Genomic DNA, 13013 nt, shown 5'->3' with positions numbered 1-13013 from the left:
CTAGGCGCTGCGGACGCTGACAATCTTGGCGCCCGCTTTGAGAAGTCGCTGCATTGTTGCCGAGAGTTGATCGGCAGAAACGAAGATCTGCTGGTTGGATTTGCGCACGCGGCTAGAAGTCGCTAGGGCCGAGGGTGGGTTGAGCAGCCGCGTTACCTCAATGCAAAACATGCGGTCAGACTGACCCGTGGGCGGCCCCAAGTGCTTGGAAATGGGGCTGGGTGGCAGCAGTCCTCGTACCCCAATGCGGCGAATAGCTGGGGTAAACCCAGTGGCCAGGGGAATCATCAGGCGCGGCCTCCGCCCCTGGGAGCGGTCGTTGTTGGCATAGCCTCCGTAAAGAGCAAAGAGGTTGGTAAAGTCGCGGGTAGTGTGGGCCTTGCGGTATTCAAAGCCGCGTGGATGGGGAACAATGTTATCGCCAAACGCTTCTAGGTATTCTGGGCTGTCAATGTAGGAGTCAATCTCCGCGCTGTGGCCTCCCGAGTGATAGATATCTAGGTGGCGGGCAATGTCTTTTGGGCTGGTGGGAGCTCGCCCCAAGAGATGCTTAAAGTTAAGCTCAATGGCGCGGGTTTGCGAGTTGGGGTAGAGAAACCGCCGCTTGTAGGCTTCCGACTTGGCAAGCAAACGCACAAATTCTCGCACCGTCAAGCTGCCCTGGCGCAGCAACGATTCCGCACTGGCCAGCTCCTTCCTGTCGGAGGCAAATAGGTGATCGTTGCCCAAAACCTGGCGATAGATAGCCCGCAGGATGGCGTTGAGCTGCTCCTGGCTAGCATTGGGGCGCAACTCTAAAGGAGTTGTCTCTGTGATGCCCCGGATCCCCATCCGGCTTGCCGCTGTAATTCCGCTCATGCTAACTCCTCAAATCCAACAAACCAGCTAGACCAACTTTGAAACTGAAAGATTTACCCCCTCAAGTGAAAGATTTACCCCCTCAAGATCTCCTCCCTGCAGAGCCACGGCCACTGCAGCCTACGGAGAGGGATCCCCTTCACCCCGGGGATCCCTACTGCCTTGAACCCAGCTTTGGGGTTAAGAACTAGCTGAGCGCGTTGATGGCGTAGTCAATATAGGCGTTGGCTTCAGTGGCTGCTTGCCCGGTCAGGCCATGGTTGGCCTTGATGTAGCGCAGGGCTTCAATGTACCAACTGGGAGAGAGTTCAAAAGCAGCATTGATCTCGCGGATCCCGGCCAGCATACATTCGTCCAGGGGGCCAGTGCCACCGGTAACCAAGCAGTAGGTGATATAGCGCAGATAGTGGCGCACGTCGCGGGCACACTTGTCTTTACCCGCCTGGGTGTAGCATTGTCCCCCTGGCTGAGTGGTGTAGGGGAACTTGGCATAAACGGCCTCAGTGGCACCGCGCACCAGCTCCTCGGCACGGCTGCTCAGGACGCGAGCTGCTTCCATGCTAGCGGCTGCCCGCTGAAAACGGCCGCTGATGGCTTGCAATTCGCTGTTACTAAGATAGCGTCCTTGGCTATCGGCAGTGGCAATGGCGTCAACAATTGGGGTTTGCATGACTCAAAACGCTCCTTTACCTCAGCTCAAGTCAAGGCAACAATACAAAGGATTCAAAGCTTAGCTTGCCAATAGCTGCGGAATACTAGACCACTGCAGCAGCGGCGCGATCGAAGTAGGACTCGATTTCGGCAATCAAAGCACTGCAGTCACCGCGCGTAATGCCATTGGGATCATTGACCACTGCCACTGCCGCCTTTTTCATCTTCTGGATGCCATTGGCCACAGAGCTGCCAGGGGTGCCAAGAGCTTGGTAGGTTTCCCGCAAGCCATTCAGGCAGCGCTCATCCAGGACGCTCGGGTCTCCAGCCGCCACGGCGTAGGTAATGTAGCGGAGGATGATGTCCATATCCCGCAAGCAGGCAGCCACGTTGCGGCTTGGATAGGCAGGGCCGCCAGGAGCATTCAAATTAGGCTCCTCAGCAAACAATTCGCGGACAGCATCGGTCACGATTTTGGAGGCGTTGCTGGTGATGCGGTTCACTGCGTCCAAACGCTTGTTTCCGTCAGCAATCACCTGCTGCAGTGCCGCAAACTCGTTTTCTCCCAGGAAAGCGCCTTTGGCGTCAGCTTGGGCAACAACTTTGCTAAATACGTCGTTCATGGTTCTCAATCTCCTAGCGAAAGCAAAAGAGGTTAAATCTCTACTAGAGGGCAAAAGCGCTCTACGAACCCAGCAGTCTTTTGCAGCTTCCCTACCGAAGAGCCCTGTTAGCGCAAATCTTTGCCCCAACAGAACCACCGGCAGGAACCTCCTCACCTCCCCTTGCCTAGCCAGCTTCAAGAATGAAGCCACTTGCTGGCAGACTGTGGGGAATCGGGGTGAAACAAGGATTTTTTGCTGCTGACACCCTGCACTAGGTAAGTGAGGAAAAGCCAGCTTGCCTTGCTTCCAGTTCTTACTTCTACCGCGAGGGCGGGGAGGGATTGAATCAAAAAATGTAAAGGGTCTTTACTAGATGCAAACAGCCCCAGATCTGCTCCTAGTGGGCAACTCTGGCCTTTTTGTCCAAATCCTTTGAGGCCTTGGTTTTTACAAAAAACAATGCTACTTTACATGAGTTTACAATATCAGGAACAACGACAGCCTTGCTCATGGCTTTGCAGTCAAGTCAAGAGGCCCGCTTCTGTATCCAAGTAAACCTTCTCATAAAGTACACATAATTTAATACTTGCGCCAGTCTCCTAGGTAAGGCAAAGCTGAGAGAAAATCTGAGCAGGCTTTCACCGGGAAAACGCGGCCCGGAAAACCCCAGACTTAGCCGTGTAGTGGCCCCTACTCCGGCTTTGAGGCTATGGCGATCCAGTTGCAGCCCACCTTCTCTTCCGAGCTGCTGCAAATGGCGCGGTGGCTAGCGGGAGACTTCAGCAACCAAGAGCAAGCCTGGGAGAACCCGCCTTTTTTTGCCTCCATCCGGGTGGCTTATCGCCCCTTGCCAGCCGGTGTGTTGGCAGGGATCGGCTTTTATGTGGAGCAGGCCTACAGCGGCCATCTGGAGGAGCCCTATCGTCAGGCGGTGGTGGAGCTTACCCAAGTAGGGGACGGGATCGTGATTCGCAACTACCGTCCTCTGGAGCCCCAGCGGTGGCGGGGCTGTGCCCGCGAAAGAGCCGGGCAGCTCAGCCAATTGAGCCCTGCGGATCTGGCCTACCTGCCGGGGTGTGATGTGCATGTGAAGAGGCAGGGATCCCAGTTTGTCGGCACCACAGAGCCGGGGTGTCGCTGTTGGGTAGTGCGCAACGGCCAAACCACCTATTTGCAGACCACGCTGCAGTTGAGCGAAAGCGAGTTCTGCAGCCACGACCGGGGCATGGATCCAGTTACCCACCGCCAGGTGTGGGGGGCATTGGCAGGCCCTTTTCGCTTTCGCAAAGTTGTCGATTGGCAGAGGGAGCTGCTGCAGTAGGAGGCGCTGCAGGCAAAAATGATACGGTTGAAGAAGTGACCTAGCCCACAGCAGGGATCCTCCTTCCTAGCTGCTTGGCTGGGCTACCACAAGTGGGGGAATAACCGACTCCATGCAAGAGGAACAGGACATCCTGCGCCAACAGCTGCTTGCCCTCCAGGAAGAAGCACTTGCCCAAGTGGCTCAGGCTGCCGAGCTAGACGCCCTGGAGCAAATCCGCATCGACTACCTGGGCAAGAAGGGAAAGCTCTCCAAGATCTTGGGGGGAATGGGGAAGCTGCCGCCGGAAGCAAGGCCAGCTATCGGCGCTTTGGCCAACAGCTTTAAAGAGGCCCTGCAATCCAGCCTGGAGGAGCGCAAACGGACCCTAGCTGAAGCCAAGCTCCAAGCCCGCCTAGAAGCAGAGCGTTTGGATGTCACTATGCCGGGGCCGCGCCGGCCGCTGGGCCGGGTTCACCCGCTGCAGGCCACCATTGACCGCATGCTCGACATCTTTGTGGGAATGGGCTATACGGTAGTCCATGGCCCGGAGATCGAGACGGAGTACTACAACTTCGAAGCCCTCAACACCCCTGCCGACCACCCGGCGCGGGACATGCAGGATACCCTCTATCTAGAAAAGGGTTATCTGATGCGCACCCAAACTTCTTCGGTGCAGGTGCGCTACATGGAGCAACACCAGCCGCCTCTGCGCATTGTCCACGCGGGACGGGTGATGCGCCGCGACAAGGTCGATGCCACCCACTCGGCCGTGTTTCACCAGGTGGAAATCTTGGCAGTAGGGGAAAACCTTACCTTCACTGACCTCAAGGGCACCCTCAAGGAGTTCGTGGCTCGCCTGTTAGGCCAGCAGGAAACCCGCTTTCGGCCTAGCTACTTTCCCTTCACGGAGCCCTCGGCTGAAATGGACGTACGCTTTGGCTCCAAGTGGCTGGAGATTTTCGGCTGCGGCATGGTGGATCCCAATGTGTTTCAGGCAGTTGGCTATGACCCAGAGCGCTACACCGGCTTTGCGGCAGGGATCGGTGTCGAGCGGGTGGCCATGCTCCTGCACGGCGTTCAGGATATCCGGCTGTTCTACAGCAGCGACCTGCGCTTTCTGTCGCAATTCTAGAGCGGCTTAGGAAAAGGTGCGTTTGTAAACCAACTGCAGATGTTCCAGCTCGTCTTTGCGGTTGGCGCGGCGCAGCAAGCGCATCTGCTCTTCGAGAACTTGGCGGGCTTCGTTGCGGCTAATCGGGTCAAAAACCAATTCTTCCACAGCAGAGGGGTCGTCGTCAGCGGGGGGCTTGAAGTAGACCCGAAAAAACAGCCTTTGGGCATAAAGGGTGGTGAAGATGGCCTCCCCTTCGTTAACCTGACACAGGCCGTAGAGCAGACCAAATGTGGGGTGATTTAGATAGAACTCTTTCATGCGCAATAGCGTACCACTCTTGGGCCGCTCTTGGGGGAAGGAACTTGTTTCAAAGACAGCATCACCGGGGCTATAAGAAAGAGTTTTTCACGAGGAAGCCGTTATTGCCGCCGCTGTTCCTGCACCTTCTTCCTTATGGTGTCCAATTCTTTTTCCACTTCGAGCTGCATCTCCAGCCGCCGAAATTCCTCCTCCAACTTATCCTCAAACAGACTGCCCCAGGGGTTGAACTTCCGATCCGGCTCGCTGGCCTTCTGGGTTTGGGCGGCTTTGACTTCTTGCAGCTTGGTGCGCACCTCTTGGCGGCGCTGGGCAATTTGCGGCAGCAGAGCTTCCAGTTGCCGGATTCTCTCCTCCAGGGCCTTCCCTTGGTTGAATAACCGGCTCCCTTGCTCCAAAAGCTCGGCTTCCCGTCGGCGCGCTCCCTCAGCCAGATCCGGGCGGTTGGCCCGTTCGGCCTTTTCGATGCGAAAGTGCCAGGTCTTGATTTCCTCTGCCAACTGGAGAATGCTGCGCTGGAGAGCTTGCCGCTGGGCAAGGCTTTCCTGGAGCAGCTGCCGAGTTTCTTCTTCTTGCTGGCGCAATTCCTCGGCAAGGAGCTGCAGCTCAATCTCCGGATGGGCTCTGAGGAATTCCTCTAGGCGGGTTTCCAAAAACCGGCTGATATCTTCAATGAGTCCCATAAGTTTGCTAGAGGCTCAGGGGATTGTGTTTAGACTAGCGCAAGCTAGCTAGTCCTAGAGAGGAGGAAGCCGGCCAGTCCTCAAGAGCCCAATTGTTCAGGCAGGTCCAGGTCTAGGGCAGCAAATGTCCATCGGCAACGTGGATGAGGCGCTGGGCGGCCCGCGCCACCTCTAGGTCATGGGTAACTACGACGAGAGTAATGCCCTGGCTGTGGAGCTCGGCAAAAAGGCTGAGCACTTCCTGGGCGGTGCGCCTGTCCAGGGCGCCAGTCGGCTCATCGGCCAAAAGCAGTTGTGGCCGGTTAACAATGGCGCGGGCAATCGCCACCCTCTGCTGCTGGCCGCCAGAGAGCTGGGCTGGGCGCTGGTGGAGTTTACTTCCCAAGCCCACTTGTTCTAGAGCCTGTTTAGCTCGCCGGCGCTGTTCTGACTCGGGGATCCCGGCATAGGCCAGGGGCAGCATCACGTTCTCCAGGGCGGTTAAGACGGGCAGGAGGTGAAACTGCTGGAAGACAAAGCCAATTTTTTGGTTGCGAATCCGGGCCAGCTCCCCATCCGGCAGGGCAGAGACTTCCACGCCGTCTAGCCAGTAGCGCCCCGAGCTAGGCCGATCCAAGCAGCCCATGAGGTTCATCAGGGTGGACTTGCCGGAGCCCGAGGGTCCCATGATGGCGCAATACTCTCCCGGCCAGATTGTCAGGTTGATGTCGTAGAGAGCCTGGAAACTGCCCTCTAGCAGCGGGTAGACTTTGTTAACCCCCACCATTTGCACCAAGGGCAGGCGGGTTGGGGCCAGGGTCTCGGCGGGACGCTCCAGGGATCCAACCGCCCCCTGGCGACGATCTGCCCAGGGTTGTTGCTCGAGCATGGTTGACACCGCAACTGGCCCCATTCTAGCCGGCTTTTGGGCGGCGACTGCCCTGGGCACTAGCCGGAAGAGCAGATCTCCCGCGGTTGGTGATAGGGGCAGCTCCCCTGGGGATCTACCTGGAGGCGGTAGAGGGGGGAGCGCTCTTGATCGCAGCGAAGAACTTGGGTGTGGGCGGACAAGCTCTGGCGGGCAAAGCGGCAGCTCTGGCACCTCATGCCCCCGGCAGCAAAGATAGGGGCGGGTTTGGGGCGCAGCACAAGGCCAGAGGAGGGGGCAACCTCCGCCGGCCGGATCAGCTCTCGCGGCGAAAGGCCGCGCAGCACCAGTTCGGATCCCTGCCAGCGAGCCTCCACCAAGCCGGTCTCAGCCCAGGCGGCCCAGCGAGGATCCTCGGTAATCTGGGGGGGTAGGCGCACCTGAACCCCGGCCAAGGAGCGAGGCGAGCCCTGTTCCTGCCAGATCTCCTCCACCTCCCCCTCGTAGCGCACGCCGGGATCCCCAAGGAACTCGGACGGCTTGACCAAGGTTTGCAGGCGGCTGTCGACCAGCTCCAGCCAATGGCCAGGCTGGGGGCAGTGGACATGGTAACGGTTGCACAGCTCGGGCAGATCCGCCAGCTCCTGCGCTTGCTGGGGGCTGGCGTGCACCAAAACCACATGTTGGGGGCGAAAGGTGTGGACGATCTGGGCAAGATGCCCAACATCGTTGTGGCTGTGCCAGGCCAACCACTCCACCCCAACGCGGGAGCGCAGCGGCGCTGGCCACTGCTCAAACGGCGTAGCCAGCTCCACTTCCGGCAGCCGCAGCAGCAGGCAGGAGCGCTGCGGTTGGGCCAACAGGCGTAACCAGATGGGCTCCCAGGCTTCCGGATCGGCATCGGCGTCGCACAGCAACAGGCCCTGGGGCAAGGGATCCACCGCCGTAAGGGGCTGCACCCGCGGCTGCAGGCGGTCTTCCCAGAACAAGGGCTGGTAGGTGGCAAAATTGCGCACGGGCTCCGGCAGGTAGGGGAGCAAGCGTTCGTAGAGATCGCAGCCTGCAGCTAGGCCTGGCGCCACCCACACCGTCAGCTCCTGGGAAGCTTGGGTAAAGCGGTGGTGAGCTTTGAGGAGGAAAATCAACTCCTGGCCCAACCCCAGCACTGGCAGCGGGAACAGCACCGTCTGGCCTGCCGCCAAGGCGCCAAGCAGGCGCTCCACCAGGCGGTTTTCCAGATGGCGACGGGGTGGATGGCGAGTAGAGCCTAGGGAGGCCTCGATGAGCAGCACATCCGGCTGCCAATGGCGCAAGGCGCTCAGATCTAAGCCAGGGGCAAAGCGAGTTGAGGCCAGGGAACAGTCGCCAGTGTACAGGCAGGTTTGGGCTGGAGTAGTCTGGGTATTTTGCAACAGGGTTGCCGCTGCCCCCGGCAGGTGCCCGGCGGTAAAGAAGGTGAGCATCAAGTGAGGCAAGATCTCCCGCGCCTGGCCAAAAGGCAGCGCCCGAAAAGGAGGAAAGCGAATCTCCCGGTCGTAGTCTGGCCAGATGCCGCGCTCCCAGAGGCCGCTGGCCAAATGAGCCGTTACCGGGGTGGCGTAGATGGGCACCTGTGGGTAGCGGCGATAAAAGCCAGGTAGCCCCTGCACATGGTCAAAGTGGGCGTGGCTGCAGATAACAGCATCGGGGATCCCTGGCAAGGCTTTGAGGAGAGCGGGAGCAGGCAAGCCACAATCGAGAAGCAAACGGTAGGATCCCATCTCCAGCCAGTAGGCGCAGCCCTGCCGGTGGGGATCTGTGCCCAGGGGGAATAGTCGAAGGGGAGGTCTCTTTGACTCCACAGGCGCGTTGTCTTCGGTTGTCTTTTAGAAGAGCACGCTCAAGCTTTGCCGAACCCACGGAGGGCTTAGGCGGGGATCCCTGCTCTCCATCCGTCCATGGGGGCAGTCTCTAGCAATTCGCCCTATCGATAGCGCTATTGCTTCTCCAGTTCCAGCATAGCTTTTGGCCTCTGCCTGCCTCCAGCTGGCTGAGAGCTTCCACTTTAGGAGTTGGGGAGTGCATCTGAGATCTCTGCTGGCGCCGGGTTGCGGCTACCCAAGGCAAAGCCGGCAAAATCGTGGTCGTCCGGGCGCACCGTCAGGATCATCAGGTTGTAGAAGGCCCAGACCAGGCCAAACAGCAGCTCTAGCCAGGTTGGATCCCAGTTGCCAGCAAAGCGCAGGGATCCTACCCCCATTGCTGCTAGGGTCAACGCAATGGCCAAGGCCTGCGGGCCGAGAGAGAGTTGGGATGGCTGCTCCGGATAGGGAGGCACCCCCCGCATTGCCTGCACCAACGCCTGGATGGACTGGAAAAACTGGCTACCTGTCTGCCGTTCTGACTGCCACGCAGCCCCCCACCGAGAGGGAGGAAAGGCCAACAGCCAGCTGAGCCGCCCCAGCAGGGCATAGGGCAGAAACCAGGCAAAAAAAACCCTGTCAAAGGCCGGCACTGGCATCCAGCCCGTCCAGAGGAAGAGGATCGGCACCGCCAAATAGGCTAGCTCCGCCGCCCCTCCAGCGGCCCAGAGGGCCAGCCACAGGTACTGAAAGCGCTGCTGCTGGGTGGTCGGCTTGCCCCAGAAGGGATTTTCCCGCAAGGCCGAAAAAATTGCCAGCAGAGCCACGCGGCGGTTGCGCAAGGGTAACAAAGCGCCGGTGACCTGGGCTTGGCGAGCCAGGTAGGACTGCCAGCCGCGACAGTGCATCTGACACCCCAACTGCACAGGACGGCGAATGTCGATGTGCGGGATCCCCTCCAGGGCCGCCCGCCGAATGAGACAGCCGGATCCCAATAGCGGCGCTGCCTGGTAGCCTTGGGATCCCACCGCCAGCAGTTGCTGCAGGGGGTGAACGGCCTGGGGCCGACCTAGGGTGCGCAGCATGGCCTGGACAAAGCCGGTTGAGTTGGCGATGGGGGCCCGCTCTGGAAAGTCGTAAAACAGAGGCAGAGTCTGCCACAAAAAGTCCGGCTCGACAAAATGGCCTGGCTGCAGTAGCAGCAGGTACTCTCCTTGCAGATGGCCGGATCTCAGTAGGTAGGCTAGCGGATCGGTCGTGGGGCTGGGGCAAGGCCAGTACTCGCAGGGAATGGCCTGCGCCACCTTGGCCATTTCCCTGTCTTCAACCCGATCCACAATGTGGACAAATAGCCGCTCCCAGGGGTAATCCAAGCGTAGGGCCGAGAGCACCGTCTGCCGAGTGGCCTCCAGAGAGTCCTGCTGGCGTATGACCAGCACGTCCACCTGCGGCAGTTGAAAAAACGCCCGCCGCAGAACCTCGGGAGAGGGAAGGGTCTCGCTCGGCACCTGAGCGTAGCGGCTGAGGGTAAACCCCACCGCTGCCAGCCAGACGTAGGCTTCCGCACCCCAAAACAGAAGGGATCCCAGACCGGTCAGCCCCTCGGTAATCCGCCAGTAGAGATAGGCCACCCCGGCAATGAGGTGCAGCAACCCCACCCAACGGAACAAATGCACCCGCACCCCCCTCGATCTCACAGGCACTCTCCACAAATTGGGCACCAGGACAAACTGGGATCTCTGGGATCTCTCCCCTTGCCCAGGGGCAGGCTGGGGGACAGGTTGACTGGAAAAATCGCTGCCTATTGCGCAGCTACTGGGTAAACGCTCACCTTCTGCCGCCGTTTGCCGTAGCGCTCAAAGGTAACAATGCCTGTAGCTACCGCAAACAAGGTGTCATCCCTACCAATGCGCACGTTCACCCCTGGGTGGAACTTGGTGCCCCGTTGCCTGACCAGGATATAGCCGGGATGAACCAGCTCGCCGCCAAAGCACTTCACACCCAACCGCTTGGAATTGGAGTCACGGCCGTTGCGGGTGCTGCCCGTTCCTTTTTTATGAGCCATAGCGCCTCCTATGCACCTGTGTTGCCGCTGAAAACTTCTAGTTCTCCGCCGCAGGGATCCCTGGCTCTGGAGCAGGCTGCGAAGTTGCTGGGGCTGTGGCTAGCGGTGTCCCGTTCAGTTCGATGGACTCAATGAGCACACGGGTCAAGAGCTGACGGTGGCCTCTTTTCTTGCGGGTTCCCTTCTTCGGCCTCATCTTGTAGACGATGATTTTGTTGCCCCGGCGGTGCTGCAAAACCCGCGCCCTCACCACCGCCTCGGGAATATAGGGACGCCCTAGGGTTACTTGTCCCTCGTGGTTGATCAACAAGACCTGGGAGAGGGCCAAAGAGCTGTTTTCCTCTGTGTCAGGCAGGTGATCGATGTCGTAAAAGCGCCCCGTCTCTACCCAAAGCTGCTTGCCACTGGTTTCCACAATCGCGTAGGTCATGCCTTTTCCTTGCCGTACAGGTGCCCCTGCGGGTCTTAAAACCTGATCCGAGCATTGACAGCGATTTATAATCCTAGCGGAAAAACTTGCTTCCTGTCAGCTTCATTCGGTCAGCTTTTCCCAAGCGGCCTGGAGGGCAGCTTGCATGCGCTGGGCAGCCCGTTTAAGGCGCTGCTGCCAGCTTTCCCATTTCTGCTGTAGGAACTCTGCCGCTTCATCCAGCAGGGAAAGGTCGAACTTGCCCCCTTTGGCTAGCTCGTCCCGCACTTGGTTGACCTTGACGCGCACTACCTCGGGCGGATCCTGCGGGCTGACTAGGGCTTTGAGGCGATCCCCCATGCGCTGGATGAGCTGCTTGACTTGGCGAGACTTTTCGCTCCAAAAGTTCTTTAGGCCCTCGGCCTCCGATTGGAGTCGCTGGGGAGCATCTTCCTTGACTACCACCGCGTCCACGTCGATGGCCTCTACGTCCTCAGGTAACAGGACGGCCCGTCCCCCCCAGGGCTCAGCAATGCTGCCCCCCAGGATATAGGCAGCAATGGATCCAGTCTCCCAGTCGAAGAGAAAATCCTCAATCCAACCCACTGGCTGATCCCCAAGGCGCACGGTTCGCCGATAGAGGGAGCTGAGCGGCATAGCGGGGGTGGTGACAACGCTGGAGTAGGTCAGCAGCGCGTCCGGCCCGATGAGAGAGATTTGCTCCAAGGGGGTGTATCCCTGCTGGCTGGTAAAGTAGCAGACCCGTCCCTGCCCATCGACCCAGACTTCCTCGACAGTGCCCAGGGCTGTGGCAGTGCTGCCATCTATGGCCAGCAGGCCCACCACTTGGCTGCGTCGGACGATTTGGTCCATACAGAAGTTCTCCTGAAGTTGACAAGCAGCGGGGTTCAAGGGGGCTAAAGCCTTGGGCTGCTTAGCCTCCACGGTAGTAGTGTAGCTGCGCCCTGAGGCGGGCAATTTCCTGGGCCATGTCCAAAACCATGGCCGCCCCGACCCAGTTAAGGCCCAAGTCGCGATGCAGGCGGGTCATCTGGATTAAGCGCCGCAGTTGCTGGGGGTTGAGGTAGCAGCTTTCGGCTTCCACCAGGCCTTGCCCGAGCAACCACTCCAGCAGGTGAGGAGGGATCCCGGCTACTTCGCTTGCCTGCTCAAAGGTATAGAGCCGCTCCTCCACCCGCACAATGGCCAGGCTCATAGACTCACCTCCTGCAGCCGGGCGCGGGGATCCCAGCTTCGATTTTGCCGCAGTTTTTCGTAGAGATCCCGCTCAGTTGGGGAAAGGGATTTGGGCGTGACGACCTTCAGCCGCACCAGCAGGTCACTTCGCTGGCCTTGGGGATCCCGCCAGCCTTGGCCCCGCAGCCGCAGGGTTTGGCCGCTATCCACGCCGGCAGGGATCTTCAGCTGCACCCGACCGGTGGGGGTGGGCACTTCCGCCGTGCCGCCTAAAACCGCCTCGTCAGGGGTGATGGGCAGCTCGCAAACCAGGTTGTCGCCCTCGAAGCGGAAGAAGGGGTGGGGAGGCAGCTCCAGGGTGAGGTAGAGATCTCCTCTTGGGCCGCCAAAGGGGCTATATTGACCCTTGCCCTTGACGCGGAGGCGGCTGCCCGGTTTGGCGCCGGGGGGGATGCGGATGGTGAGGGTTTCGCCGTCCACGCTTAGCCGCTTTTGGGTGCCGTGGAAAGCTTCTGCCCAGGTGAGGCCCAGCGTAGTTTCTATGTCTTGCCCCGGCAGATTCACCGAGACGAACGGCCCAAACCCGGTGGTGAAGCCCTGAAAGCCGCCGCGGCGGGATCCCATGCGGCCCAGCAGCTCGTTGATGAAGTCCTCAAAGGTGGCGTACTGGGCAAATCCCTCCATGCCCGGCCCTGCCGCCGCACCAGTGCCTACTCGCTGCCAGTACTGGCCAAACTGGTCGTAGCGCCGCCGCTTGTCTGGATCGGAGAGCACCTCGTAGGCTTCGTTGATTTCCTTGAAGCGCTCCTCGGCTGCTTTGTTGCCGGGGTTAACGTCGGGGTGATACTGGCGAGCCAGCTTGCGATAGGCGCGCTTGATCTCCTCTAAGGAAGCATCTCGGCTGACGCCCAGGATCTTGTAGTAATCCTTAAAATCACTCGCAACCATGGGCTCACCTCATACTGTCAATCGGTTAGGCTAAGGCTTTCAAAATATCCAGGTAGGCTAAGCGGGGCCGGCACTTAAAGTGGCTGAGGTTTCCCGTGCAGCCTATTATCTCCGTCTGTGACCCAAGTGGGGGTCAAGGGATCGCGAAACTCCTGGAGCGATCTCCGTACTGGC

Annotated in this window: 15 protein-coding genes; 2 read left to right on the top strand and 13 right to left on the bottom strand. The window is 59.5% G+C overall.

Going from position 1 to position 13013, the window contains the following annotated elements; all coding sequences use genetic code 11:
- The 3 genes from NW808_RS06195 to NW808_RS06185 all read right to left on the bottom strand — a co-directional run bounded on the left by NW808_RS06195 (position 1) and on the right by NW808_RS06185 (position 2132).
- Positions 1 to 858: a phycobilisome rod-core linker polypeptide gene (locus NW808_RS06195; RefSeq protein WP_414406279.1), complete on the bottom strand. Its 858-nt coding sequence runs from the start codon at positions 856 to 858 to the stop codon at positions 1 to 3.
- Positions 859 to 1045: 187 nt separating this feature from the next.
- Positions 1046 to 1528 (bottom strand): phycocyanin subunit alpha, encoded by a 483-nt coding sequence (locus NW808_RS06190; RefSeq protein WP_414393953.1) that lies wholly within the window; start codon positions 1526 to 1528, stop codon positions 1046 to 1048.
- A gap of 85 nt (positions 1529 to 1613) precedes the next feature.
- Positions 1614 to 2132, bottom strand: coding sequence for a phycocyanin subunit beta (locus NW808_RS06185; protein ID WP_414393951.1), 519 nt, complete (start codon positions 2130 to 2132; stop codon positions 1614 to 1616).
- A 691-nt stretch (positions 2133 to 2823) separates the two neighbouring features.
- Here NW808_RS06185 and NW808_RS06180 point away from each other — a divergent pair.
- Positions 2824 to 3435: a chromophore lyase CpcT/CpeT gene (locus tag NW808_RS06180; RefSeq protein WP_414420632.1), complete on the top strand. Its 612-nt coding sequence runs from the start codon at positions 2824 to 2826 to the stop codon at positions 3433 to 3435.
- A gap of 112 nt (positions 3436 to 3547) precedes the next feature.
- A complete protein-coding gene (pheS, locus tag NW808_RS06175) occupies positions 3548 to 4549 on the top strand; it encodes a phenylalanine--tRNA ligase subunit alpha (protein WP_414420631.1) in 1002 nt (333 codons plus the stop codon).
- Positions 4550 to 4555: 6 nt separating this feature from the next.
- Here pheS and NW808_RS06170 read toward each other — a convergent pair whose 3' ends face one another.
- The 10 genes from NW808_RS06170 to NW808_RS06125 all read right to left on the bottom strand — a co-directional run bounded on the left by NW808_RS06170 (position 4556) and on the right by NW808_RS06125 (position 12839).
- Complete coding sequence (locus NW808_RS06170; protein WP_414393947.1) at positions 4556 to 4849, bottom strand: PipX family protein; 294 nt, start codon at positions 4847 to 4849, stop codon at positions 4556 to 4558.
- Positions 4850 to 4950: 101 nt separating this feature from the next.
- Positions 4951 to 5532, bottom strand: a complete 582-nt coding sequence (locus NW808_RS06165; protein ID WP_414393945.1) for a TIGR04376 family protein — start codon at positions 5530 to 5532, stop codon at positions 4951 to 4953.
- 112 nt (positions 5533 to 5644) lie between these two features.
- Positions 5645 to 6400: an ABC transporter ATP-binding protein gene (locus NW808_RS06160; protein WP_414393944.1), complete on the bottom strand. Its 756-nt coding sequence runs from the start codon at positions 6398 to 6400 to the stop codon at positions 5645 to 5647.
- A gap of 59 nt (positions 6401 to 6459) precedes the next feature.
- On the bottom strand, positions 6460 to 8220 hold the full coding sequence (locus NW808_RS06155; RefSeq protein ID WP_414420630.1) for an MBL fold metallo-hydrolase: 1761 nt from the start codon (positions 8218 to 8220) through the stop codon (positions 6460 to 6462).
- Between the two features lie 203 nt (positions 8221 to 8423).
- Positions 8424 to 9917 (bottom strand): cellulose synthase, encoded by a 1494-nt coding sequence (locus NW808_RS06150; RefSeq protein ID WP_414420629.1) that lies wholly within the window; start codon positions 9915 to 9917, stop codon positions 8424 to 8426.
- 104 nt (positions 9918 to 10021) lie between these two features.
- The gene (gene rpmA / locus NW808_RS06145) at positions 10022 to 10285 is read right to left on the bottom strand and encodes a 50S ribosomal protein L27 (RefSeq protein WP_414393939.1); all 264 of its coding nucleotides are present in this window, start codon (positions 10283 to 10285) and stop codon (positions 10022 to 10024) included.
- A gap of 37 nt (positions 10286 to 10322) precedes the next feature.
- Positions 10323 to 10715 (bottom strand): 50S ribosomal protein L21, encoded by a 393-nt coding sequence (gene rplU, locus NW808_RS06140; RefSeq protein WP_414420628.1) that lies wholly within the window; start codon positions 10713 to 10715, stop codon positions 10323 to 10325.
- Positions 10716 to 10817: 102 nt separating this feature from the next.
- Entirely contained in the window at positions 10818 to 11567 is a 750-nt protein-coding gene (locus NW808_RS06135; protein WP_414420627.1) for a photosystem reaction center subunit H, read from the bottom strand.
- Between the two features lie 61 nt (positions 11568 to 11628).
- Positions 11629 to 11910 carry a chaperone modulator CbpM gene (locus tag NW808_RS06130; RefSeq protein ID WP_414393933.1) on the bottom strand — a complete coding sequence of 94 codons (282 nt, stop codon included), beginning with the start codon at positions 11908 to 11910 and terminating at the stop codon, positions 11629 to 11631.
- Entirely contained in the window at positions 11907 to 12839 is a 933-nt protein-coding gene (locus NW808_RS06125; protein WP_414410848.1) for a DnaJ C-terminal domain-containing protein, read from the bottom strand. The genes NW808_RS06130 and NW808_RS06125 overlap by 4 nt, the downstream gene beginning before the upstream one ends.
- Positions 12840 to 13013 lie beyond the last annotated feature (174 nt).

Source organism: Synechococcus sp. W70.1 (assembly GCF_047461515.1).
In the GTDB taxonomy this organism is placed as follows: domain Bacteria; phylum Cyanobacteriota; class Cyanobacteriia; order Thermostichales; family Thermostichaceae; genus Thermostichus.
The sequence above is the reverse complement of the archived record's forward strand: the minus strand, read 5'-3'. Positions and strand labels throughout refer to the sequence as shown.

Excerpts from the sequence above, each read along its gene's own strand:
- rplU (WP_414420628.1), bottom strand. The coding sequence starts at position 10,715 with ATGACCTACGCGATTGTGGAAACCAGTGGCAAGCAGCTTTGGGTAGAG.
- NW808_RS06185 (WP_414393951.1), bottom strand. The coding sequence starts at position 2,132 with ATGAACGACGTATTTAGCAAAGTTGTTGCCCAAGCTGACGCCAAAGGC.
- NW808_RS06130 (WP_414393933.1), bottom strand. The coding sequence starts at position 11,910 with ATGAGCCTGGCCATTGTGCGGGTGGAGGAGCGGCTCTATACCTTTGAG.
- NW808_RS06165 (WP_414393945.1), bottom strand. The coding sequence starts at position 5,532 with ATGGGACTCATTGAAGATATCAGCCGGTTTTTGGAAACCCGCCTAGAG.
- NW808_RS06125 (WP_414410848.1), bottom strand. The coding sequence starts at position 12,839 with ATGGTTGCGAGTGATTTTAAGGATTACTACAAGATCCTGGGCGTCAGC.
- NW808_RS06190 (WP_414393953.1), bottom strand. The coding sequence starts at position 1,528 with ATGCAAACCCCAATTGTTGACGCCATTGCCACTGCCGATAGCCAAGGA.
- pheS (WP_414420631.1), top strand. The coding sequence starts at position 3,548 with ATGCAAGAGGAACAGGACATCCTGCGCCAACAGCTGCTTGCCCTCCAG.
- NW808_RS06135 (WP_414420627.1), bottom strand. The coding sequence starts at position 11,567 with ATGGACCAAATCGTCCGACGCAGCCAAGTGGTGGGCCTGCTGGCCATA.
- rpmA (WP_414393939.1), bottom strand. The coding sequence starts at position 10,285 with ATGGCTCATAAAAAAGGAACGGGCAGCACCCGCAACGGCCGTGACTCC.
- NW808_RS06180 (WP_414420632.1), top strand. The coding sequence starts at position 2,824 with ATGGCGATCCAGTTGCAGCCCACCTTCTCTTCCGAGCTGCTGCAAATG.
- NW808_RS06160 (WP_414393944.1), bottom strand. The coding sequence starts at position 6,400 with ATGCTCGAGCAACAACCCTGGGCAGATCGTCGCCAGGGGGCGGTTGGA.
- NW808_RS06170 (WP_414393947.1), bottom strand. The coding sequence starts at position 4,849 with ATGAAAGAGTTCTATCTAAATCACCCCACATTTGGTCTGCTCTACGGC.
- NW808_RS06195 (WP_414406279.1), bottom strand. The coding sequence starts at position 858 with ATGAGCGGAATTACAGCGGCAAGCCGGATGGGGATCCGGGGCATCACA.